This window comes from Cellulosimicrobium sp. Marseille-Q4280, assembly GCF_943181405.1.
Taxonomy (GTDB): domain Bacteria; phylum Actinomycetota; class Actinomycetes; order Actinomycetales; family Cellulomonadaceae; genus Cellulosimicrobium.
The window spans coordinates 298,290-320,052 of sequence record NZ_CALPBY010000003.1 but is presented as its reverse complement, the minus strand read 5'-3'; the positions used below and the strand labels follow the sequence as shown (position 1 = coordinate 320,052).

Below are 21,763 nucleotides of genomic sequence, written 5' to 3'. Positions count from 1 at the left end.
CGTCGGGGTCGTGGTGCGTCGAGGGGGCGTGGAGGCGTGGTCGCGCCGACCCGCCATCGAGTGTAAGCGCTTGCGGTCCGGGCGCGCCGAGGTGCGACGGCGCGAGGCCGGGTCAGGCGGTCGGGTCCCCCGAGGGAGGTGCGCTGTCGGGGGCCGTGCGCGACGGTGCGGCGCCCGTGGAGTCGCGCACGATGAGCTCGGGCTGGAACAGCAGCTCCGAGCGGGGCGCCCGCTCGCCGGCGATCTCGGTGAGCAGCGCGCTGATCGCCGCGTGGGCCATGGCCGCGACGGGCTGGCGCACGGTCGTGAGCGGCGGGTCGGTGAACGCGATGAGCGGCGAGTCGTCGTACCCGACGACCGACACGTCGTCGGGCACGCGCAGGCCTCGTGACCGTGCCGCCCGGATCGCGCCGAGCGCCATGAGGTCGGAGCCGCACACGATCGCGGTGTGCCCGGCGTCGATGAGCTCGCCCGCGGCGGCCTGCCCGCCCTCGACCGTGTAGAGCGTCACCACGACGTGGGCCGGGACGTCGGACGGGTCGGCGACGAGCTCGTGCCGGACCAGGGCGTCCGTGAAGGCCGCGAGCTTGCGCTGCGCCGGGACGAAGCGGTCGGGCCCGATGGCGAGGCCGATGCTCCGGTGCCCGAGGGAGACGAGGTGGCGCACCGACAGGTCGACGCTCGAGACGTCGTCGGGCGAGACGAACGGTGCGTCGATGCCCTCCGCGTAGCCGTTGACGAGGACGATCGGGATGCCGCGGCTGCGCAGGCGCTCGTACCGCTCGTGGCTCGCCTGGGTGTCGGCGTGCAGCCCGGAGACGAAGACGATGCCGTCGACCGCGTGGTCCATGAGCATGTCGACGTAGTCGTCCTCCGTCGTGCCGCCCGGCGACTGGGTGCACAGCAGCGGCGTGTAGCCGTGCTCCGCGAGCAGCGACTCGATCGTCTGGGCGAACGCGGGGAAGACGGGGTTCGTCAGCTCGGGGACGACGAGACCGACGAGACCTGCCGAGCGGGTGCGCAGGGTCGACGGACGTTCGTAGCCCAGCACGTCGAGCGCGGCGAGCACGGACTGGCGCGTCTCGCTCGCGACACCGGCCTTCCCGTTGAGCACGCGCGAGACCGTCGCCGTGGAGACGCCGGCCTGGGCGGCGAGATCGCTGAGACGGGTGCGCACGTGGGGAAGCGTAGGGGACACCGGACCTCCTCGTCCTGGTCGTCCGGCCGGTGAGTCGCGAGCCGGTGGTTCGAGGCACGCGCAGATCGCCTGCCGGAGGAGGCGGGCGGGCGCCGTCCGGCGCCCTGAAAAGCGTTGCATGAAAGTTACCGCAACAACTTGCACAGGCGCCACCCGCCGATCTACGGTCTGTCGCATCAGGGTCCGGCACCGGCGCCAGCCGGGCGGGCCACCACCACACACGCTTGGAGTGCCCCTGATGCGACGGAGCATCCTTCTCGCCGCCGCGCTGACCACGACGCTCGCCCTCGCGGCCTGCTCGTCCGGCGAGAGCGGCGACGAGACCACCACGGAGCCCGAGGAGACCGCCTCCTCCACCGGCTCGCTCACCGTCTGGGTCGACGAGACCCGGCAGGACGCCGTCACCGCCGCCGCGACCTCCTTCGAGGAGGAGACCGGGACGAGCGTCGAGGTCGTCCTGAAGAACTTCGAGGACATCCGTGCGGACTTCCTCGCGCAGGTGCCGACGGGCGAGGGCCCGGACATCACGGTGGGTGCGCACGACTGGCTGGGCGAGCTCACGACGAACGGCGTCGTCGCCCCGCTCGAGCTCGGGGACAAGGCGTCGGAGTTCGAGACGGTCTCGCTCCAGGCCTTCACCCAGGACGGCCAGGTCTACGGCCTGCCCTACGCGATCGAGAACATCGCCCTCATCCGCAACACGCAGCTCGCGCCCGAGGCCCCCGCCACGTGGGACGACGCCGTCGCGGCGGGCCAGGCGGCCGGGACGACGTTCCCGATTCTCGTGCAGTCGGACAACGACAAGGGCGACCCCTACACGCACTACCCGTTCCAGACGTCGTTCGGCGCCCCGGTCTTCACGCAGAACGAGGACGGCAGCTACTCGTCCGAGCTCGCGATGGGCGGCCCCGAGGGCCAGGCCTACGCCACGTGGCTCGGTGAGCAGGGCGCCGCGGGCGTGCTCAGCCAGGACACGACCTACGACATCGCCGTCGAGGCGTTCAAGAACGGCGAGTCGCCGTTCATCGTCGGCGGGCCGTGGATGATCGAGTCCTTCGAGGGCATGGACCTGTCGATCGACCCGATCCCCGCCGCGGGCGACCAGGCCGCGCAGCCGTTCGTGGGCGTGCAGGGCTTCTACCTCAGCGCCGAGAGCGAGAACGCGATCGTGGCGAACGACTTCCTCGTGAACTTCCTCTCGACCGAGGAGGCGCAGCTCGCGCTGTACCAGGCGGGCAACCGTCCGCCGGCGCTCACCGCAGCGGCCGACTCCGCCGCGTCCTCCGACCCGATCGTCGCGGGCTTCCGTGCCGTCGGCGCCGAGGCCGTGCCGATGCCGTCCATCCCCGAGATGGCTTCCGTGTGGAGCTTCTGGGGCGTGACCGAGGCCGCGATCGTCAGCGGTGCGGACCCCGTCGCGACGTGGGACAAGATGATCGCCGACATCGAGGGCGCCATCGGTTCCTGACCGGACCCCGACCGGTACCGGCCGCCGTCGGGCCGTGGGAGACCACCTCCTGCGGCCCGGCGGCTGCCTGCCGGTCCGCCGCCCACCCCGGGGCGGCCCACGACCTGTGACGCGGTGCCGCCGCCGCGTCGGACCACCTCGGAGGCACCACGATGTCCGCCCCTCAGACCACGACCGACGAGCCCGTCGGCACCCCACCGGTCGACCCGCCGGCCCGCCGGCGTCCGACGCTCCGGCCGCGCGACGGCTCGCACGCGCGGGACTACGGGCCGGGCTTCTTCGTCAAGCTCGCGCTCATGGCCGTCGTCGACGCGCTCGGGGTCTACGTGGTGTGGTCGGCCTGGCAGGCCGGCTCGTACGGCGTCCTCGCCGCGAGCCTGGCGCTGCTCGTCGCCGCGAACTGGGTGTACTTCTCGCGGCGGGCCCTGCCGCTGAAGTACATCCTCCCGGGGCTCGCGTTCCTCCTGGTCTTCCAGATCTTCGTCGTGGCCTACACGGGCTACGTCGCGTTCACCAACTACGGCACCGGGCACAACGGGACGAAGGAGCAGGCGGTCTCCGCGCTCCTCGTGCAGAACGAGCGGCGCGTCGAGGGCTCGCCCTCCGTCCCGCTCACCGTGGTCGCCGACGGCGACGAGCTCGGCTTCGCGGTCCTCACCGAGGACGGCGACGTGGAGGTCGGCAGCGCCGACCAGCCGCTCGCCGTCGCTGACGGCGCGACCGTCGACGCCGACCGCGTGACCGAGGTCCCGGGCTGGACGGTGCTCCCTCGCGACCAGGTGCTGCAGCGCCAGGGCGAGGTCACCGAGCTGCGCGTCCCGGTCTCCGAGGACCCCGAGGACGGGTCGATCCGCACGACCGACGCCCGCACCGGCTACGTCTACACCTCGTCCCTCGAGTGGGACGAGGCGGCCGACACGATGACGGACACGACGACCGGGACCGTCTACACCCCGAACGACGAGGGGCAGTTCGAGGCCGCGGACGGCTCGACGCTCGCCGTCGGGTGGCGCGTCCCCGTCGGCCTCGACAACTTCGCCACGGCGTTCACCGACAGCCGGTACGCGGAGCCGTTCGTCAAGATCCTCGCGTGGACCTTCGTCTTCGCCATCGGCTCCGTCGCGACGACCTTCCTGCTCGGCCTGTTCCTCGCGATCACGTTCAACGACACGCGCATGCGCGGCCGCAAGCTCTACCGGACGCTCATGATCCTGCCGTACGCGATCCCGGGCTTCCTCGCCGCGCTCCTGTGGTCCGGCCTGCTCAACACCCGGTTCGGCTACATCAACACGGTGCTGCTCGGCGGGGCGGAGATCCCGTGGCTCACCGACCCGTGGCTCGCGAAGCTCGCGGTCCTCGGCGTCAACCTCTGGCTCGGCTTCCCCTACATGTTCCTCATCTGCACGGGCGCGCTCCAGTCGCTGCCGTCGGACGTCATGGAGGCCGCCAAGATCGACGGCGCCGGACGCTGGCGCACCTGGAAGTCGATCACCCTGCCGCTCCTCCTCATCGCGACGGCGCCGCTGCTCATCTCGTCGTTCGCCTTCAACTTCAACAACTTCACGCTCATCTACATGCTCACGGGCGGCGGTCCACGGTTCGCCGACGCGTCCGTCCCGCTCGGGCACACGGACATCCTCATCTCGATGGTCTACTCGATCTCGGGCGTCGACGGCTCCGCCGCGAAGGACTTCGGTCTCGCGAGCGCCCTGTCGATCGTCATCTTCCTGATCGTCGGGACCATCTCCGCCCTGGCGTTCCGGACCACGCGCAAGTTCGAGGAGCTCAGCTGACATGGCGACCACCCACGCCGCGCCCGTCGTCGACGGCGCCACCCAGCCCGCCCCGGAGCGCCGCATGAAGCCCGGTCGCTGGTTCACCGAGCTCGGCTGGCGCCACGTCGTCGGCGTCGTCGCGGTCGTCTACGCCGCGTTCCCGCTCGTGTACGTGCTCTCCGCGTCGCTCTCGGAGAACGGCACGCTGACCGGCTCGAACTCCCTGTTCTCCGACGTCAGCACGGCGAACTACGCCCAGCTCGGCACCACGATGTTCTGGACGTGGATGACGAACACGCTCGTCATCGCCGTCGTGACCTCGGTCGGCACCGTGCTCATGGGGGCCGCGGCCGCCTACGCCTTCTCGCGCTTCCGGTTCTCCGGGCGGCGCGTGGGGCTGACCTCGTTGCTCATCATCCAGATGTTCCCGCAGATGCTGGCGTTCGTGGCGATCTTCCTGCTGCTGCTCGGTCTCGGCGACGTGGTGCCGGCGCTCGGCCTCAACAGCAAGATCGCGCTCGTCGCGGTCTACCTCGGCGGCGCGCTCGGCGTGAACACGTTCCTCATGTACGGGTTCTTCAACACGGTCCCGCGCGAGCTCGACGAGGCGGCGAAGATCGACGGCGCCACGCACACGCAGATCTACTGGACGATCATCCTGCGCCTCGTCGCCCCGATCCTCGCGGTCGTCGCGCTGCTCTCCTTCATCAGCACGTTCGGCGAGTTCATCATCGCGCGCATCGTCCTGTCGTCGGAGAGCAACTGGACGCTCGCCGTCGGCCTCTACGGGTGGGTGTCCTCGCTCCGTGAGGCCAACTGGGGGCTGTTCACGGCCGGCGCCGTGATCTCGGCGCTGCCCGTGCTGGCGTTGTTCCTGTACCTGCAGAAGTACATCGTCGGCGGCCTGACCGCCGGCTCCGTGAAGGGCTGAGCCGCGTGGAGCCGTCCTCGTCCCGCAGCGTCGGCCCGGCGACCGCGCCGACCTCGGCACCGACCGCCCATCACGACGGCTCCGCGCTGTACGTCCCCGAGGGCACCCCGTCGCTCGGCGACACGGTCCCGGTCCGCGTGCGCGTACCGCGCGCGGCGGGCGTCCGGGACGTGTGGCTGCGCTCGGTCCGTGACGGCGAGCCGCGGCTGTCGCCTGCCCGCCTCGACCGCTCGGACGAGCACGAGGACTGGTACGTCGCCGACGTGCTCGTGCACAACCCGGAGACGGGGTACCGGTTCTTCCTCGACGCCCCCGGCGCCGACGGGAGCAGCGGCTACCGCTGGCTCAACGGGCGCGGCACGTGGGAGCGCGACGTGCCCGACGCCGCGGACTTCCGCCTCACGGTCCACGACCCGGCGCCGTCGTGGATGGCCGACGGCGTCGTGTACCAGGTCTTCCCCGACCGGTTCGCGCGGTCCTCGTCGGCGGCCGGCCAGGACCTCCCGGGCTGGGCCGTGCCCGCCGCGTGGGGCGACGAGCCCCACGGCTCGGGGCCCGACGTCGGGACGCAGTACTACGGGGGCGACCTCGCGGGGATCGAGGAGCGCCTCGACCACCTCGTCCGGCTCGGCGTCTCCACGCTCTACACGACGCCCGTGTTCCCGGGACGCTCGAACCACCGCTACGACGCGAGCACGTTCGACCACGTCGACCCGCTCCTCGGGGGCGACGAGGCCTACGTGTCGCTGGTCCGGGCCGCGCACGCGCGAGGGCTGCGCGTCATGGGCGACCTCACGACGAACCACACCGGCGTCGGTCACGAGTGGTTCTCGCGCGCGCTCGCCGACCCCGGGGCGCCCGAGCGGGACTTCTACTACTGGACCGAGGGCGACCCGGGCTACGTCGGCTGGCTCGAGCACGCGTCGCTGCCGAAGCTCTCCTACGGTTCGGCCGAGCTCGCGGCGCGCATGATCGACGGGCCGGGCTCCGTCGTCGGGCGCTACCTGCGCGAGCCGTTCGGCATCGACGGGTGGCGCATCGACGTCGCGAACATGACCGGTCGCTACGGCGCCGAGGACCGCACGCTCGACGTCGCGCGGACGCTGCGGGCCACGATGGCCGCGGTCAACCCCGACGCCGCGCTCGTCGCCGAGCACTTCCACGACGCCACGGGCGACCTCGCGGGCGACGGCTGGCACGCGAACATGAACTACTCGGCGTTCACGCGGCCGGTGTGGACGTGGCTGTCGCCGGCCGGGTCGTCGGTGCCGTACCTCGGCCTGCCGGTGCGCACGCCGCGGCGCGGCGGCCGGTCGGTCGTCGAGACGATGCGGGACTTCGACGCCGTGCACCCGTGGCGCGTGACCGCGTCGCAGTGGAACATGCTCGGCTCGCACGACACGCCGCGCCTGCGCTCGATCGTCGGCTCGCGCGAGCTCGTCGAGGTCGCGGCGACGCTCCTGCTCACCTACCCGGGCACGCCCGTGGTGTTCGCGGGCGACGAGGTCGGCCTCACGGGCCTCAACGGCGAGCACGCGCGCGCGACCATGCCGTGGGACGAGCCCGACCGCTGGGACGCCGCGACGTTCGAGCTCTACCGCTCCCTGATCGGGGTGCGCCGCGCGTCGCCCGCGCTGCGGTCCGGCGGGCTGCGGTGGGTCCACGTCGACGACGACGCGCTCGTCTACCTGCGCGAGACCCCGGACGAGCGCGTCCTGGTCGCCGTCGCGCGCGACGCGTGGCCGGGGGTGCGGCTGCACCCCGCGGTCGTGGGGACGGCGAGCGCGGCCGAACGGCTGCACGGCGGTCTCGACCTGCCCGCGCACGACGGCGCGTGGCGGCTCGCGGGCGACGGTCCGGCCGTGGGGGTCTGGCGGCTGCACTGAGGGTCTCCGGGACGTCGTCGCGCACCGTCCGGACGCGACGGCCTCACGCGAACAGGTGCGCGACCCGGTCCACGGCGTCGTCGTACTGCGCGCGGTCGAACGCGAAGGGCCCGAGCCGGCCGTAGTCCCAGCGCGGCTGGTGCGGCTGGGAGAAGCCGGACCACGTGACCGTGTGCTCCTCGACGGCGATCGTCGCCTCGAGCGGCCAGCAGCCTGCCTCGTGGCAGTCGCACGCCAGGATCCACGCGTGCCCCGGGGCGGGGACGCGCCCCCGCCCGTACCAGAGCTGCGCCGCCGGCCCGTACCGGAAGTGCTCGGGGACGAGCCCGCCGTACGCGCCGGCGGGGGAGTAGCCGGCGGCCGACTCGACGTCGCGTGCCATCTCGACGAGCGAGCGACCGTCGACGTAGGGCACGACCTCGACCACGCCGTCGACGGTGACGACCCGGAGCTCGAGCGCGTGCGCTGCACCCATACGGCCGAGGCTACCGCCCGCGCGCCGCCCAGTCCCTGTCGAGACCGGAGCGTCCGCCCCCGGCCTGCCCGGACCCGGGGCGGAAGGTCCCTTCTCGGCGCCATGACCTCCGTGGCAGGATCGCGGCGTGCCCGTCGAGCGAATCGCGATCCTCTCCGATGTCCACGGCAACCTGTCCGCGCTCGAGGCGGTGCTCGCCGACGCCGCGTCGCGCGGCGTGACGCGCATCGTCAACCTCGGCGACGACGTCGGCAAGGGCCCGCGCGGGAGCGCGGTGGAGGACCGGTGCCACGAGGTGTGCGAGGTCAACGTCCGCGGGAACTGGGACGACTTCCTGCCGCGCTGGGCCGACGAGTCGGCGCCCGAGATGGTGTGGTGGCGCGACGAGCTGCGCCCCGACCAGCGCGAGCGCCTCGCCGCCCGCCCCCTGTGCCACGACCTGCTGCTCAGCGGGCGGCGCGTGCGCCTGTTCCACGCGTCCGCGAGGAGCCTGTACACCAGGGTGCACTTCCACCACACGCCCGAGGAGTTCGCGAGCATGTTCGCCGCGACCGACCTCACCGGGCCGGGGCCGGAGCCCACGGTCGTCGGGTACGGCGACGTGCACGACGCCTACCTCGAGATCGACCGTGGCCGGACGCTCTTCAACACCGGCAGCGTCGGCAACCCGCTCGACGAGCCGACGCCGGTCTACGCGATCCTCGAGGGCGTCGTCGACTCGCCCGACCCCGCCCCGTTCGCGCTCCAGCACGTCCGCGTCCCCTACGACGTCGAAGCCGAGATCGCGGTCGCGTACGAGCTGGGGATGCCGCAGGCCGACCAGTGGGCTCGCGAGCTGCGTACCGCGGTCTACCGGGGGCTGCACGAGCAGTCGGACTGACCGGCCGCGCCCGGGCGGTCCGGCCGGTCGACACGCAGGGATCGCTACGCTGAGCCGGTGCAGACCTTCGAGCAGGGCGCGTTCGACCCCACGGTCGTCGGGTCCTTCCCCCGCCCGGCCTCCGGCGAGGAGGGGACGGCGTCGTACACGGACGCCGACACGGAGCGCTGGTCCGTCGAGTCGCCGAAGTCCCGGGCCCGCACCCCGTTCGAGCGGGACCGCGCGCGCATCGTCCACTCCTCGGCCCTGCGGCGTCTCGGCGCGAAGACGCAGGTGCTCGGCCCGGGCAGCGACGACTTCGTGCGCACCCGGCTCACCCACACGCTCGAGGTCGCGCAGGTGGGCCGCGAGATCGGCAAGGCGCTCGGCTGCGACCCCGACATCGTCGACACCGCGTGCCTCGCGCACGACCTCGGGCACCCGCCGTTCGGGCACAACGGCGAGCGGGCGCTCGCGGACCTGGCGGTCGACATCGGCGGGTTCGAGGGCAACGCCCAGACGCTGCGTCTCCTCACGCGCCTCGAGCCGAAGGCGGTCACCGACGACGGCCGGCCCGTCGGCCTCAACCTCACGCGCGCGAGCCTCGACGCGAGCGTCAAGTACCCGTGGGGAGCCGGCGAGGGGCCACCCCGGGCCGACGGGCGCGCGACCCACAAGTTCGGCGTGTACGAGGACGACCGCCCCGTGTTCGACTGGCTGCGCGCCGGTGCGCCGAGCCAGGTGAAGTGCCTCGAGGCGCAGGTCATGGACCTCGCCGACGACGTCTCCTACTCCGTGCACGACGTCGAGGACGCCGTCGTCGGGGGCCGCATCGAGCTCGCGGTGCTCGAGGACGCCGAGGAGCGCGACCGTGTCGTGCGCGCGGTGCACGCCTGGTACGGCACCGCGCAGGACGCGGCCGAGCTCGAGGCCGCGATCGGTCGCCTGCAGAAGACGGGGCACCTCGTCACCGGGTTCGACGGCTCGCGGCGTGCCCTCGCCGCGCTCAAGGACGCGACGAGCCAGCTCATCGGCCGGTTCACGGGCGCCGCCCAGGAGGCCACGCGCGCCGTCTTCGGCGACGGACCCCTGACGCGCTACGCGGCGCGACTCGTCGTGCCCGACGAGACCGTCGCCGAGATCCTCGTGCTCAAGGGGATCGCCGTCGCCTACGTCATGGCGCCCCGCGAGCAGGAGCCGCTCTACCAGCGGCAGCGCGAGGTGATCGCGGACCTCGTCGAGGTGCTCGCCGACCGGGCGCCGGTAGCGCTCGAGCCGTCGTTCGCCGCCGACTGGGCGGAGGCGGCCGACGACGCCGCGCGCCTGCGCGTCGTCGTCGACCAGGTCGCGTCGCTCACCGACGTGTCGGCGATGCAGCTGCACGCGCGGCTCGTGCGTCCGCACGGCTGACGCGCCCGACGCACCGCCTCAGTCGTCGCCGCGCTGGGTGATCCACGCGTCGCTCGCACGCTGCACGTCCTCCGCGGTCACCGACTCCGCGACGGTGACGAAGTACCAGCGGTGTCCGAACGGGTCCCGCACCGCGGCCTGCCGGAACCCCTCGAACCAGTCCGCCGGCTCGGCGAGGCTCGACGCCCCCGCCGCGACGGCGCGGGCGTGCGCCGCGTCGGTGTCCTCGACCGGCACGGAGAAGGACGCGTGCGTCGGCGCGCCCGGCTCCGGCGCGGCCGAGTCGGGCGGGAACTCCTCCGCGACCGTGAAGGTCGAGACGCCCGCCGCCGACCGGAGCCGCAGGTCCGAGTGGATCACCGCGTCGCCGGCCGTGACCACGTCGACCACCTCGGCGCCGAGCGCCGCCTCGTAGAACGCGATGGCCTCCCGCGCGCCGCTCACCGTCACGTTCGGGTGCAGTGCCGACATCTCCATGGTGTCCTCCTCCGACAGTCGCCCCGTGCGGGGCGCGTCCGTGCTCTCGCGTGCTCGTCCCGTGCTTGTCCCGAGCTCGTCCCGGGACCACCATGCTCCTGTCGGTCCGTCGTGCCAGTCTTGGAGGAATGCGACAGGTGTTCGAACGCGAGCCTCCCGTCGGGGCACGTCCTCCGACGACGTCCCTGCGCGGGATCGTCGACCCCGCTGCCGCACGCCGCGGCTTCGAGCTCGTGCGGATCGACCCGGCGCCCGACGTCGCCGACCTCGTCGAGCGGCACTGGGTCGTGCGCTGGGACCTGCCACCGGGGGAGTCGTTCACGCAGGTCGTCGTGCCGCACCCCGTCGCCAACGTCGTCGCGGAGGAGTCCGGCTACGCCGCGCACGGGATCCCGCCAGGCCTGTTCGAGCGCACCCTCGTGGGGAGCGGTGCGGTCGTGGGGACGAAGCTTCGACCGGGCGCCTTCCGTGTCCTGCTCGGGTCCGCCGACGCCGTGCGACCCGGCGCGCTCGTCCCCGCCGCGTCGTTCCTGGGCCCGACGGCGGACGCGGCCTCCCGCTCGGCCGTCACCCTGGCCGTCCGTGGTCGTCCCGAGGACGCGGTGGCCGAGGTCGAGCCGCTCGTGCGCGCTCGCGCGCGCGCCGTCCGCTCCGCCCGGACCGCGCGGGACCTCGAGCGGGTCCGGACCGTGATGGCCACGCTCGTGGCCGGCCGCCTCGGGCCGGGAGCCGGCGTGCACGACCTCGCGGACGTCGTCGGGACCACGCCGCGCACGCTGCAGCGCCTGTTCGCCCGGTATGTCGGCGTGAGCCCCAAGTGGGTGCTGCAGCGGCACCGCGTCCACGTCGCCGCCGACCTGCTCGCCGCCGACCCCGGGCAGGACCTCGCGACCCTTGCGACCGCCGTCGGCTACTACGACCAGGCGCACCTCGGGACCGACTTCGCCCGCGTGACCGGGACCACCCCGGCGGCGTACGCGCGCCGGTGCGCCGCGTCGCGGGCGGCGCTCGCGGAGGCCGTCGGCGCGGGACCCGGCACCGGCGCCGGAGCGGCCTCCACGGCCGCCCCGGACGCATAGACTCGGGTCGTGGCAGGCCTGATCCGACGCGAGGACGTGGACGCCGTCCGCGACCGCGCACGGATCGACGAGATCGTCTCCGCGCACGTCACGCTCAAGTCCGCCGGCGTCGGCTCGCTCAAGGGACTGTGCCCGTTCCACGACGAGCGCTCGCCGTCGTTCCACGTGCGGCCCGGGGTCGGGCGCTGGCACTGCTTCGGCTGCGGCGAGGGCGGCGACGTCATCTCGTTCGTGCAGAAGATCGACGGGCTGACGTTCACCGAGGCGGTGGAGTACCTCGCCGACCGCGTCGGGATCCAGCTCCGGTACGAGGAGAGCGGGCACGGCGGGGGAGCACTCCGCCCGCGCGAGGAGCCCGGCAGGCGCCAGCGCCTGCTCGAGGCCCACCGCGTCGCGGCGCAGTACTTCACGGAGCAGCTCGTCGGCCCGGGGGCGGGCGCCGCGCGCGCGTTCCTCGCCGAGCGCAGCTTCGACCGGTCCGACGCCGAGCACTTCGGGGTCGGCTACGCACCGACCGGCTGGGACAGCCTGCAGCGGCATCTCCAGGGTCGTGGGTTCACCCAGGCCGAGCTGGTCGCGTCGGGTCTCATGAGCCAGGGTCAGCGCGGGATCTACGACCGCTTCCGCGGCCGGCTCGTGTGGCCGATCCGCGACGTCACCGGCGAGATCGTCGGGTTCGGCGCGCGCCGCCTGTACGACGAGGACCAGGGCCCCAAGTACCTCAACACCCCCGAGACGTCGCTCTACAAGAAGTCGAACGTGCTGTACGGCATCGACCTGGCGAAGCGCGAGATCGCGAAGCAGAAGCGCGTCGTCGTGGTCGAGGGCTACACCGACGTCATGGCCGCGCACCTGTCCGGCGTGACCACCGCCGTCGCGACGTGCGGCACCGCGTTCGGCACCGAGCACGCGCGCATCGTGCGCCGCCTCCTGGGCGACACGACGGCGGGCGGCGGCATGCAGCTCGCGTCCGGGACGTCCGTCGGCGGCGAGGTGATCTTCACGTTCGACGGCGACGCCGCCGGGCAGAAGGCCGCCGTCAGAGCGTTCGGCGAGGACCAGCGGTTCTACGCGCAGACGTTCGTCTCCGTCGAGCGCAGCGGCATGGACCCGTGCGAGCTCCGGATGGCGCGCGGACCGGACGCGGTGCGTGCGCTCGTCGACGGGCGTCAGCCGCTGTTCGAGTTCGTCATCCGCACGACGCTCGCCGGGTTCGACCTCGACACCGCCGAGGGACGCGTCGGCGCGCTGCGCGCCGCGGCACCGATCGTCGCGGGCATCCGCGACGCCGCGCTGCGTCCCGAGTACGCGCGCCTGCTCGCGGGGTGGATCGGCATGGACGCGGACCGCGTGCGGCGCGAGGTCGCGTCGGCGAGCCGTCGGACCACGCCCGGCCCCGTGCGCACGTCGCGTCCCGACGACGCCCGCCAGGGCGCGGCCGACGACGCCCCGGTCGTGCCCGCGATGCCCGCACCGGACCCCCGCGACCCCGTCGCGCGTCGCGAGCGGCTCGCCCTCGTCGCGGTGCTGCAGTACCCGCAGCACGTGCCGCCCGTGTTCGACACCCTCGACGAGGACGCCTTCTCGGTCCCGGCCTGGCGTGCGGTGCACGCCGCGGTCCGTGCCGCCGGCGGTGCCCGCGAGGGCGCGGTGCTCGGCGCGGGCCGCTGGGTGGAGGCCGTCGTCGAGCAGGCCGCGGAGCCGGTCCGGGGCCTCGTCACCGAGCTCGCCGTCGCCCCGCTCCCGGAGGACCGCGAGAGCGTCGTCGGGGGGTATGTGGCTGGCGTCGTGCGCGGGCTCGTGGACCTCGGCCTCACCCGCCGGATCGCCGACGCGAAGAGCAGGCTCCAGCGCCTCGACCCGTCGGCCGACGTCGCCGCGTACCAGGAGGCCTTCGCCCGGCTCCTCGCGGTCGAGGCCGAACGGCGCACGCTGCGCGAGGGCGAGATCGCCTGACGGTCTGCGCGGCGCATCGCGCCGGAGGCACGACGAGTGCGAGCGAGCCGCGGCCGCTGTCCGAGAGACGTGCGTCGGGACGAGAAAGGGGCGCCGACCTGTGTCGACGCCCCTTCCGAAGGCTCCCGCGGTAGGACTTGAACCTACGACCGTCCGATTAACAGTCGGATGCTCTGCCAGCTGAGCTACGCGGGATCGGCCACGGCTTCACCGTGGTGACCGGGGAAAACTCTAGCAGGCTCAGAGGGGTAGTCCGGACGCCGACCGGACGCGGGACTCGGCGGCGTCGACCCGTGCGGCGACCTCCGGGTCGTCGAGATCGACCCCCGGTTCCGTGACGACCTGGGAGAACAGGCCGCCGTCGGGATGGCGGCGTACCGCGACCCGCGCGGTGCGTCCTGCGGCGAACGTCACGGTCTCGGACAGGACGACGGACGACTGGACCCGTTCGCGCAGCGTCTGGACGAGGGCGGTGCGTCGCGGGTCGGCGAGGCGGAGGTCCGCCGGAGGGCTCCCGTCGACCCAGGAGACGGAGATGGTCGACGACTCGGGCGAGTACGACGCGCGGTCGACGTCGGACCAGGGGCGCCTCGACGCCACCGCGCCGGACGCGTCGCTCGTCACGAGCGTGCTGCGCGTCGCGACGGCCCACGCGCCGTCCACGAGCTCCGCCGACGCGAGCACGCGGTCCCCGGCGGGGATGTCGAGGGCGCGGCGGACCGGGTCGGGGAGCGAGTGGCGGCGGAACCAGGACACGGACCTACGGTAACCGCTGAGCGATGGGGGAGGACGACGTCGCGAACGGCAGGGATGCTCCGGCCGACGGCCGGGCGTCGCGGTGATGACTGGTGCCCCGTGCAGGACTTGAACCCGCGACCGAGAGATTATGAGTCTCCTGCTCTGACCAGCTGAGCTAACGGGGCGCGCGGCGATCTTAGCGCTCACCGGGTGCGCCCCGGTCGCTGCGACGGTCTCATGGAGTCATGACCATCCGGGTGCGGCGCGTCCACGACGAGCCGTCCGACGACGACGGGTTTCGCGTCCTCGTCGACCGGCTGTGGCCCCGTGGGGTCAGCAAGGAACAGGGAGCACAACCAGGCGGTCGTCCTGCGCGACTACCTGGAGGCCGGGACGCCCGCCGCCTCGACCTGAGCGGCCGGTGAGCGAGTCTCCGGGCGCGCCTCCTGCGGCCCGCTCTCGCGCCGCAGGTCCCGGTCGAGCGCCCTCCTCAGTCGGGGCCCGAACGGTCGTTCGACGAGCCGGTGGATGGCCAGCGCGAGGAGAAGGCACGTCGCGGTGGCGAGCGCGAGGGTGGCCCAGCCGGGCAGGGCCGGGTGCGCCGTCTCGATGACCCACCGGCCCCACGAGGAGTGGACGAGGTAGAGCGGGTACGTCAGGGCACCGAGCGTCGTCGGCCACCTCCAGGAGAGCCGCGTGAGCGGCGTCATGGTCGCGGCGGCGACGACCACGAAGCACAGGACGATCGCGGTCCAGTACGTCGCCGGGCCGAGGACGAGGTCGGTGCTGTTCTCGATCCGTACCGCCTGGATGCGCCCCGAGTGCGCGGCCGCGAGCGCGACGTCGAGCCCCAGCGCGAGCCACAGGACCGGTGAGCGAGGCTCGCGCGTGAGCAGGAACAGCACCATGCCGCCGGCGAACAGCGGGGCGTCGGCCGCGACCAGGACGGTCGCCAGGAGGTCGGAACCGGTCTGCGTCGCGATCGCCCCGGCGACCGGCCAGAGCGTGACGAACGCGATCAGCCGACCGCGCGTCAGGCCGAGCGCCAGGAGGACCCCGACGAGCACGTAGAACCGCAGCTCGGACCAGAGCGTCCAGTAGACGGCCTCGACGTCCTCGATGCCGAACGCCCGCTGCACCATCGTGAGGTTCACCACGGCCTGCGGCAGGTCCACGTCTCGCCGTCCCGGGGCGACGAGCACGAGCAGCACGAGCGTCACGAGGACCGATGCCCAGTACGCGGGGAACAGTCGCCCCGCGCGTGACGCGACGAAGCCGCGGACGTCGCGCCCCCAGGCGGTCATGAGGATGACGAAACCGCTGATGACGAAGAAGAGCTGCACCCCGAACGAGCCGAACGCCGCGACCTGCTGGACCCCGGGCATCACCTCGCTCGTGCGGTCGCCCCAGGCGTGGTGGTTGACGGCGACGAAGTGGTACGCCAGGACGGCCGCTGCGGCGGCGAATCGGAGCCCGTCGAGCGCGACGAGACGAGGGGGCGTCGTGGACATCCGAGGCACGTTACCAAACCGTGATGTGTGGCTGCCGGGCTCCGACGTCCGAAATGCGTGGAAGGGCTCGGGCTGCCAGAGTGTCGGGGCCGGAGATCCCGGCGGCGCGAGGGGCGGCGTCCTGACGTGAAGGAGAATCCGTGGCACCGAGCATGAGCTCAGGAGGGAAGTCGGCCGCTCGCAGCGCTCAGGGGAGCAAGACGCTGGAGCTGCTGGCCCGCGCGGGGTACGCGATGAGCGGGGTGCTCCACCTCGTCATCGGGGTGCTGGCCGTCCAGGTCGCGACGGGCGGGGCGTCGAGCGAGGAGGCGAGCCAGACCGGTGCGCTCGCCGCGGTCGCCGAGACACCGGGCGGCACGGGGCTCCTCTGGTTCGCCGTGGTGGCGTTCGCCGCCCTCGGCCTGTGGCAGGTGACGGTCGCCCTGAGCGGGGCGCTCGAGACGTCCGACCGGCTCAAGGCCGCCGGTAAGGCGGTCGTCTACGTCGCGCTCGGCGTGCTGGCCGTGCAGGTCGTGTCGGGGGCGTCGAGCGGCTCGGGGCAGGAGGAGAGCTTCACGGCGCGACTCATGCAGAGCCCGGGCGGCGCGCTGCTGGTCGGTGCCGTCGGGGTCGGGATCGTCGTGGTCGGCGTCTACCACGTGGTCAAGGGCTGGAAGAAGAAGTTCCTCGAGGACCTGCGGGGCGGCACGAGCGGCCACGTCGGCCGCGCGGTCGTCCGGCTCGGGCAGGTGGGCTACATCGCGAAGGGCATCGCCCTCGGCGTCCTCGGCGGGCTCTTCGTCGTGGCCGCGGTGCAGAACGACCCGGAGCAGGCCGGCGGTCTCGACGCCGCGTTCGCGACGATCGTGGCGCAGCCCTTCGGCGTGGTGCTCCTCGTGGCCATCGGCCTCGGGTTCGCCGCGTACGGCCTGTACTCGTTCGCCCGGGCGCGCTACGCCCGGATGTGACCTGCGTCCCGGGCGGGCGTCACACGGGGAGACCGCCCGCCCGGGAGGCCGTTGCGCGACGTCCTCGTGGAAGAATGCGGGCATGGCGATGAGAGAGATCCGCACCATCCCCGACCCCGTGCTCCGCACCCCGTGCGACGAGATCACCACGATCGACGACCGCGTGCGGTCCCTGGTCGCCGACCTCGTCGAGACCGTGGACCACGACGGCCGGGCGGGTCTCGCCGCGAACCAGATCGGCGTCAACCTCCGCGCGTTCTCCTGGAACATCGACGACGAGATCGGCTACGTCCTCAACCCCCGGATCGTCGAGCTCTCCGACGACTTCCAGGACGGCGACGAGGGGTGCCTCTCCGTCCCGGAGCTCTGGTTCCCCACCCGGCGCGCCTGGTACGCGCGCGTCGTCGGCACGGACCTCGACGGCAACGAGGTCGTCGTGGAGGGCACGGAGCTCATGGCCCGCTGCCTGCAGCACGAGTGCGACCACCTCGACGGCATGCTCTACCTCGACCGGCTCGACCGCTCGGTCCGCAAGAAGGCGATGCGGGAGCTGCGCGCCCAGCTCTGAGGGCAGCGCGGCGCTCGCGGTGTCGGGGGCGCAGTCAGGGCGCGCCCCGCGAATCTCTCGCGCATCCGTGCGCCGTCGTGCAAGATAGGCACGAGACACGCCGTGACGGTTGTGCGACGTGCCGTGGATCCACCCTGGTGAGGACGTTGGGGAAGACGAAACCTCGACCTAGGGAGGCAGACATGGCCGGTGCCATCACCCGCGGTGTTCTTTACGTGCACTCAGCACCCCGTGCTCTGTGCCCGCACATGGAGTGGGCCGCCGGGAACGTCCTCGGCGTGCGCGTCTCCCTGGACTGGACCGAGCAGCCCGCGGCGCGCGGGCTGTATCGCGGCGAGTACTCCTGGCAGGGCACGCAGGGCACGGGGGCGAAGCTCGCGTCCGCGCTGCGCGGCTGGTCCCACCTGCGGTACGAGGTGACCGAGGAGCCCAGCCACGGGGTCGACGGTGGGCGCTGGTCCCACACGCCCGACCTGGGGATCTTCTACGCCGCGACCGACGTGCACGGCAACATCGTGGTGCCCGAGGACCGCGTGCGCGCCGCGCTCGAGCAGGCCAACGATCCCTGGGCCATGCGCGAGGCGCTGCACCTCGCGCTCGGCAAGGCCTGGGACGACGAGCTCGAGCCGTTCCGCTACGCCGGGGCGGGCGCCCCCGTGCGCTGGCTGCACCGCGTGGGCTGACCGTGGGCTGACGGGACGCCTGCACGGCGGGACACCGTCACGACGACGCGAGGCCGCCTCCCGGCCGGGAGGCGGCCTCGCGTGCGTGGCGGTCCGTCAGGCGCTCGTCACCGCGAGCGCGACGTTGTGGCCGCCGAAGCCGAACGAGTTGTTGAGCGCCACGACGTCGCCCGCGGGCAGCGCCGACGGCGTGTCGCGGACGAGCGGCACCTGGAGCTCCGGGTCGGGGTTCGCGACGTTGATCGTCGGAGGCGCGAGGCGCTCCGCGACGGCCTTGATCGTGAAGATCGACTCGAGCGCGCCGGCACCCCCGAGGAGGTGCCCCGTCATCGACTTGGTCGCGGAGAGCTGGACGTGGTCCGCGTCCCCGCCGAGCAGCGTGCGGATCGAGCGGGTCTCGGTGAGGTCGCCGACCTTGGTCGACGTCGCGTGCGCGTTGACGTGCACGACGTCGCGGCCGGTGACCCCGGCCTCCTCGAGCGCCCGGCGCATCGCGGCGACCTGACCGCGGCCCTCGGGGTCGGGGGACGTGATGTGGTAGGCGTCGGACGACAGGCCGACGCCCGCGAGCCGGGCGTACACGCGCGCGCCGCGCGCTGCGGCGTGCTCGGCGCTCTCCAGCACGACGACGCCCGCGCCCTCGCCGATGACGAACCCGTCGCGGTCGACGTCGTAGGGGCGGGAGGCGCCCTGCGGGTCGTCGTTGCGGAGCGAGAGCGTTCGCGACGCCGCGAAGGCGGCGATCGGCATGGGGTGGATGGTGGCCTCGGTCCCGCCCGCGACGACGACGTCCGCGCGGCCCGCGCGGATCATGTCGACGCCGTAGCCGATGGCCTCGGCGCCGGACGCGCACGCGGAGACGAGCGCGTGGGCGCCGGCGCGGGCGCCGAGCTCGAGCGAGACGTACGCGGTGGGGGAGTTCGGCATGAGCATCGGGACGGTCATGGGCAGCATGCGGCGGGTGCCGCGCTCGCGCAGCGTGTCCCAGCCGTCGAGCGTGGTCCAGATGCCGCCGATGCCGGACGACACGACGGTGCCGAGCCGGTCTCCGTCGACGTCGGGGCTGCCCGCGTCGGCCCAGGCCTCGCGCGCCGCGACGATCGCGTACTGCGTGGAGGGGTCCATGCGCTTCATCTCGGGGCGCGCGAGGACCTCCTCGGGCTTGACCTTGATCGTCGCTGCGAACGTGACGGGGATCTCGTAGCGCTCGGACCAGTCGTTGTCGAGCGTTCGCGCCCCGGACTCGCCGGCGAGCGCGGCCGCCCAGGTCGTGGGCACGTCCCCGCCGAGCGGCGTGGTGGCGCCGAGGCCGGTGACGACGACTTCACGGACGGCAGACATGGGAGCTCCTCGAGGGTGTTCGGTCGACGGGTGGGCGGACGGGCCGGCGGGGTGGTGCCGGCCCGTCCGCACGGCCTGCCGGGCAGGCCGGGTGCTCAGGCGGCCTGGGCGCCCGTGATGTACGAGACGGCGTCGCCGACCGTGGTGAGGTTCTTGACCTCCTCGTCGGGGATGCGGACCCCGAACTTGTCCTCGGCGTGCGTGACGATCGTCATCATCGAGAGGGAGTCGATGTCGAGGTCGTCGGTGAAGGACTTCTCGAGCGCGACGGCGTCCGTCGGCAGACCCGTCTCCTCGGCGACGATCTCCGCGAGGCCGGCGAGGACTTCCTGCTCGGTGTAAGCCATGGTTTCTCCTTGTCGTGGGTCCGGTGGACCGGTCCCGGTGGCGGTGCTCGGGCTGGCCCGAACGGTGGTGCGGTACTTGGTTGCGGCGTGGTCCGTCGGTCGACGACGAACCGCCCAGGGTGATTCTTCCCTACGGGAGGACGACGACCTGCGCTGCGTAGACGAGCCCGGCCCCGAAGCCGATCTGGAGGGCGAGATCGCCGGAGCGGACCTGCCCATCGGCGAGGAGCCGCTCGGTCGCGAGCGGGATCGACGCGGCCGACGTGTTGCCGGTCTCCACGATGTCCCGCGCGACCGCCACGGTGTCGGGCAGGCCGAGCTGCTTGACGAGCTGGTCCGTGATCCGCAGGTTGGCCTGGTGCGGGATGAAGGCCCGGATGTCGTGGGGGCCGACGCCGGCCTCGGCCATCGCCTTCGCGGCGACGGGGGCCATCTGGAAGCTCGCCCACTTGAAGACGGTCTGCCCGTCCTGGCGCATCGTCGCGAAGCCGGGCTCGGGCTCCGAGCGCAGGTCGGTCCAGGCGTGCGTCTGCCGGATCGCGCTCGCCCGGCTCCCGTCCGAGCCCCAGACGGTGGGACCGATGCCGGGCACGTCGGACGGACCGACGACCGCGGCGCCCGCACCGTCGCCCAGCAGGAACGAGATGGTGCGGTCCGTCGGGTCCACGAAGTCGCTGAGCTTCTCGGCCCCGACGACGAGGACGTGCCGCGCGGTCCCGGACCGGACCAGGGCGTCCGCCTGCGCGATGCCGTAGGCGTACCCGGCGCAGGCCGCGGACACGTCGAAGGCCGCGGCGGGGGTCGCGCTCAGCCGGTCGGCGAGCACGGCGGCCGCGGACGGCGTCTGGCGGAACCAGGTGATGGTGGCGACGATCACGGCGTCGACGTCGGTGCCGGTCAGGCCCGCGGCGTCGAGCGCGCGTCGTGCTGCGGCCTCCGCGAGGTCGACGACGTCGACGTCGGACCCGGCGCGGCGCCGGGTGGCGATGCCCGTGCGCTGGCGGATCCACTCGTCGGACGACTCGATGGGGCCGGCGAGGTCGTCGTTCGTCACGACGTCCTCACCCCGCGCGGCACCGATCGCGAGGATCCGCGAGTGGGCGGGCCCGGTGGCCTGCCGCAGCGTCGGGCTGGTCACGCCCCCGCCCCCGCGGCGACGGAGTGCCGTGCGACGAGGTCGCGCGCCGCCGAGACGTCGGCGGGCGACTTCACCGCGACGGTCTCGACGCCGCGCAGCGTGCGTCGGGCGAGCCCGGTGAGCACGCCGCCCGGGGCGAGCTCGAGGATCGCGGTGACGCCGAGCTCGGCGAGCGTCTCCTGGCACAGGTCCCACCGGACGGGCGCGGCGATCTGCGCGGTGAGGCGACGGACGACGTCGCGGGCCTTGCCGTGGCTGCTGCCCTCGAGGTCGATGCGGCCGTAGGGCTCGCCGTCCGCGTTCGACAGGAACGGCAGGCGCGGGTCGCTCACGTCCCAGGCCGCGGCCACGGGCTCGAAGGCCTCCCGCGCCGACTGCATGAACGGCGTGTGGAACGCCCCGGCGACCTGGAGGGGGATGACGCGCGCCTTGGCCGGCGGCTTCTCGGCGAGCGTGAGCAGGTGCTCGAGCGCGCCGGCGGCGACGACCTGGCCGCCCCCGTTGACGTTGGCGGGCCACAGCCCCGCCGCCTCGATCGCCGTGAGGACCTCCTCCGGGTCCCCGCCGACGACGGCGCTCATCCCGCTCGGGTTCGCGGCCGCGGCCTCGGCCATGAACCGCGCGCGGTGCGAGACGAGCCCGACGGCACCCGCGTCGTCGAGCACGCCCGCCACGGCCGCAGCGGCGAGCTCGCCGACGGAGTGGCCGGCCGTGACGTCGACGACGTCGGCGGCGTCACGGCCGTCGAGGATCTCGCGCAGCGCGACGAGCGACGACGCGACGATCAGCGGCTGCGCGACGGCGGTGTCCCGGATCGTCTCCGCGTCCGACGTCGTGCCGTGGGCGACGAGGTCGGTCTCGGCGGCCTCGCCGAACGCGGAGAGGCGGTCGGCGACGCCGGGCAGCTCGAGCCAGGGCGCGAGCATTCCGGGGGACTGGGAGCCCTGTCCAGGGCACAAGACGGCGAGCACCTGTC

General features: G+C 73.4%; 20 protein-coding genes, 2 tRNA genes and 1 pseudogene. 12 read left to right on the top strand and 11 right to left on the bottom strand.

All coding sequences use genetic code 11. The features are described 5' to 3' along the window. Positions 1 to 112 precede the first annotated feature (112 nt). A complete protein-coding gene (locus NFS20_RS09710; protein ID WP_251151563.1) occupies positions 113 to 1,177 on the bottom strand; it encodes a LacI family DNA-binding transcriptional regulator in 1,065 nt (354 codons plus the stop codon). A gap of 259 nt (positions 1,178 to 1,436) precedes the next feature. Here NFS20_RS09710 and NFS20_RS09705 point away from each other — a divergent pair, with 259 nt between their 5' ends. The 4 genes from NFS20_RS09705 (at position 1,437) to NFS20_RS09690 (ending at position 7,258) form a co-directional block, all read left to right on the top strand. Further along, positions 1,437 to 2,666 (top strand): sugar ABC transporter substrate-binding protein, encoded by a 1,230-nt coding sequence (locus NFS20_RS09705; protein ID WP_251151562.1) that lies wholly within the window; start codon positions 1,437 to 1,439, stop codon positions 2,664 to 2,666. A gap of 152 nt (positions 2,667 to 2,818) precedes the next feature. Beyond that, the gene (locus NFS20_RS09700; RefSeq protein ID WP_251151561.1) at positions 2,819 to 4,459 is read left to right on the top strand and encodes an ABC transporter permease subunit; all 1,641 of its coding nucleotides are present in this window, start codon (positions 2,819 to 2,821) and stop codon (positions 4,457 to 4,459) included. Between the two features lies 1 nt (position 4,460). Continuing rightward, positions 4,461 to 5,372 carry a sugar ABC transporter permease gene (locus tag NFS20_RS09695; RefSeq protein WP_502800803.1) on the top strand — a complete coding sequence of 304 codons (912 nt, stop codon included), beginning with the start codon at positions 4,461 to 4,463 and terminating at the stop codon, positions 5,370 to 5,372. Between the two features lie 5 nt (positions 5,373 to 5,377). Continuing rightward, complete coding sequence (locus tag NFS20_RS09690; protein ID WP_251151560.1) at positions 5,378 to 7,258, top strand: glycoside hydrolase family 13 protein; 1,881 nt, start codon at positions 5,378 to 5,380, stop codon at positions 7,256 to 7,258. A 43-nt stretch (positions 7,259 to 7,301) separates the two neighbouring features. Here NFS20_RS09690 and NFS20_RS09685 read toward each other — a convergent pair whose 3' ends face one another. Further along, on the bottom strand, positions 7,302 to 7,733 hold the full coding sequence (locus NFS20_RS09685) for a hypothetical protein (RefSeq protein WP_251151559.1): 432 nt from the start codon (positions 7,731 to 7,733) through the stop codon (positions 7,302 to 7,304). A 127-nt stretch (positions 7,734 to 7,860) separates the two neighbouring features. Between NFS20_RS09685 and NFS20_RS09680 the strand changes: the two genes are divergently transcribed. After that, a complete protein-coding gene (locus NFS20_RS09680; protein ID WP_251151558.1) occupies positions 7,861 to 8,613 on the top strand; it encodes a metallophosphoesterase family protein in 753 nt (250 codons plus the stop codon). 57 nt (positions 8,614 to 8,670) lie between these two features. Further along, positions 8,671 to 10,002 (top strand): deoxyguanosinetriphosphate triphosphohydrolase, encoded by a 1,332-nt coding sequence (locus NFS20_RS09675; protein ID WP_251151557.1) that lies wholly within the window; start codon positions 8,671 to 8,673, stop codon positions 10,000 to 10,002. An 18-nt stretch (positions 10,003 to 10,020) separates the two neighbouring features. On the opposite strand, the gene NFS20_RS09670 is transcribed toward NFS20_RS09675, so the two are convergent. Next, positions 10,021 to 10,479, bottom strand: a complete 459-nt coding sequence (locus tag NFS20_RS09670) for a VOC family protein (RefSeq protein WP_251151556.1) — start codon at positions 10,477 to 10,479, stop codon at positions 10,021 to 10,023. Between the two features lie 137 nt (positions 10,480 to 10,616). Between NFS20_RS09670 and NFS20_RS09665 the strand changes: the two genes are divergently transcribed. Next, positions 10,617 to 11,558: an AraC family transcriptional regulator gene (locus NFS20_RS09665; RefSeq protein ID WP_251151555.1), complete on the top strand. Its 942-nt coding sequence runs from the start codon at positions 10,617 to 10,619 to the stop codon at positions 11,556 to 11,558. A gap of 9 nt (positions 11,559 to 11,567) precedes the next feature. Beyond that, entirely contained in the window at positions 11,568 to 13,514 is a 1,947-nt protein-coding gene (dnaG, locus tag NFS20_RS09660) for a DNA primase (protein WP_251151554.1), read from the top strand. 122 nt (positions 13,515 to 13,636) lie between these two features. On the opposite strand, the gene NFS20_RS09655 is transcribed toward dnaG, so the two are convergent. The 3 genes from NFS20_RS09655 to NFS20_RS09645 all read right to left on the bottom strand — a co-directional run bounded on the left by NFS20_RS09655 (position 13,637) and on the right by NFS20_RS09645 (position 14,437). Continuing rightward, positions 13,637 to 13,709 (bottom strand) — tRNA-Asn (locus NFS20_RS09655). A 45-nt stretch (positions 13,710 to 13,754) separates the two neighbouring features. Next, the gene (locus NFS20_RS09650; RefSeq protein WP_251151553.1) at positions 13,755 to 14,270 is read right to left on the bottom strand and encodes a hypothetical protein; all 516 of its coding nucleotides are present in this window, start codon (positions 14,268 to 14,270) and stop codon (positions 13,755 to 13,757) included. A 90-nt stretch (positions 14,271 to 14,360) separates the two neighbouring features. Further along, positions 14,361 to 14,437 (bottom strand) — tRNA-Ile (locus NFS20_RS09645). A 60-nt stretch (positions 14,438 to 14,497) separates the two neighbouring features. On the opposite strand from NFS20_RS09645, the pseudogene NFS20_RS09640 reads away from it, so the two are divergent. Continuing rightward, a pseudogene (locus NFS20_RS09640) lies at positions 14,498 to 14,599 on the top strand (DUF488 family protein, N3 subclade); the annotation flags it as partial. A gap of 30 nt (positions 14,600 to 14,629) precedes the next feature. Here the strand turns inward: NFS20_RS09640 and NFS20_RS09635 are convergent. Further along, the gene (locus NFS20_RS09635) at positions 14,630 to 15,763 is read right to left on the bottom strand and encodes an acyltransferase family protein (protein ID WP_251151552.1); all 1,134 of its coding nucleotides are present in this window, start codon (positions 15,761 to 15,763) and stop codon (positions 14,630 to 14,632) included. A 140-nt stretch (positions 15,764 to 15,903) separates the two neighbouring features. On the opposite strand from NFS20_RS09635, the gene NFS20_RS09630 reads away from it, so the two are divergent. The 3 genes from NFS20_RS09630 to NFS20_RS09620 all read left to right on the top strand — a co-directional run bounded on the left by NFS20_RS09630 (position 15,904) and on the right by NFS20_RS09620 (position 17,961). Next, positions 15,904 to 16,710 carry a DUF1206 domain-containing protein gene (locus tag NFS20_RS09630; RefSeq protein WP_251151551.1) on the top strand — a complete coding sequence of 269 codons (807 nt, stop codon included), beginning with the start codon at positions 15,904 to 15,906 and terminating at the stop codon, positions 16,708 to 16,710. Between the two features lie 82 nt (positions 16,711 to 16,792). Further along, positions 16,793 to 17,278, top strand: coding sequence for a peptide deformylase (gene def / locus NFS20_RS09625; RefSeq protein WP_251151550.1), 486 nt, complete (start codon positions 16,793 to 16,795; stop codon positions 17,276 to 17,278). A gap of 182 nt (positions 17,279 to 17,460) precedes the next feature. Further along, the gene (locus NFS20_RS09620; protein WP_251151549.1) at positions 17,461 to 17,961 is read left to right on the top strand and encodes a DUF3145 domain-containing protein; all 501 of its coding nucleotides are present in this window, start codon (positions 17,461 to 17,463) and stop codon (positions 17,959 to 17,961) included. A gap of 96 nt (positions 17,962 to 18,057) precedes the next feature. Here the strand turns inward: NFS20_RS09620 and NFS20_RS09615 are convergent, their stop codons facing one another. The 4 genes from NFS20_RS09615 to NFS20_RS09600 all read right to left on the bottom strand — a co-directional run bounded on the left by NFS20_RS09615 (position 18,058) and on the right by NFS20_RS09600 (position 21,758). After that, positions 18,058 to 19,302, bottom strand: coding sequence for a beta-ketoacyl-[acyl-carrier-protein] synthase family protein (locus NFS20_RS09615; protein ID WP_251151548.1), 1,245 nt, complete (start codon positions 19,300 to 19,302; stop codon positions 18,058 to 18,060). A 95-nt stretch (positions 19,303 to 19,397) separates the two neighbouring features. After that, positions 19,398 to 19,649: an acyl carrier protein gene (locus tag NFS20_RS09610; RefSeq protein ID WP_251151547.1), complete on the bottom strand. Its 252-nt coding sequence runs from the start codon at positions 19,647 to 19,649 to the stop codon at positions 19,398 to 19,400. 130 nt (positions 19,650 to 19,779) lie between these two features. Further along, positions 19,780 to 20,787 (bottom strand): beta-ketoacyl-ACP synthase III, encoded by a 1,008-nt coding sequence (locus NFS20_RS09605; RefSeq protein ID WP_251151546.1) that lies wholly within the window; start codon positions 20,785 to 20,787, stop codon positions 19,780 to 19,782. After that, on the bottom strand, positions 20,784 to 21,758 hold the full coding sequence (locus NFS20_RS09600) for an ACP S-malonyltransferase (protein WP_251151545.1): 975 nt from the start codon (positions 21,756 to 21,758) through the stop codon (positions 20,784 to 20,786). The genes NFS20_RS09605 and NFS20_RS09600 overlap by 4 nt, the downstream gene beginning before the upstream one ends. Positions 21,759 to 21,763: the final 5 nt, after the last annotated feature.